1 protein-coding gene is annotated in these 585 nt (G+C 62.6%); it reads left to right on the forward strand.

Translation table 11 applies throughout. From position 1 onward, the window contains the following. Positions 1-425, forward strand: a 425-nt coding sequence (locus tag ACSDR0_RS51070; protein WP_435296212.1) for a hypothetical protein, incomplete at its 5' end; no start/stop codon positions are given. Positions 426-585: the final 160 nt, after the last annotated feature.

Genomic DNA, 585 nt, shown 5'->3' on the forward strand with positions numbered 1-585 from the left:
GCGCCATAGCGATGGCCTACCAGGACGGCAGAGCACCGCGCAGACGAATCCCTCTGATCTCAACTCCGTACAGGCTCAGTGAGGCAAAGGTCGGCACGAACGGCACCGTTGCGGGCCTCACTACATCGCCATTCGCACCACTCGGCATCCCGATGAAGCCACATCAAGCGGGCCGCCTCCGCCAGCAGGCTCCAGAACTCGGGCAACTGAGGATGCGCGTCGCCGAGCTCTTCGAGAAGGAGGAGGGCCGTCTCCCATTCGTCGTGTTCCAGGTACTCCAGTACATCGGCCACGCTGATGCCGGATTCCTCCGTCCGGACGTCGACGGGACAGAGCCGGGCAGCTTTCAGAAGCAGGGAATCCTGGAAGTCCACAGTCTGATTGTGCCTGGCCACGGTGGCAAGCCTCAGCTCAAGCACTCCTGATCCGCGATGTTCCGGACCACTTCCGTTCGGCTCGATCCGGCCTCGTAGGCTCGTTGTCTTTCAATGTCAGAGCGTCGACGACGGGTCGCGTCCTCGGAGCGGTGTAAAAGGCTCGACGAGGTAGGTGCCGTGGGTTGATCTTAGGCGGCCTCGGTCGTGG

The sequence above is a fragment of the Streptosporangium sp. G11 genome, assembly GCF_051192615.1.
GTDB lineage: Bacteria > Actinomycetota > Actinomycetes > Streptosporangiales > Streptosporangiaceae > Streptosporangium.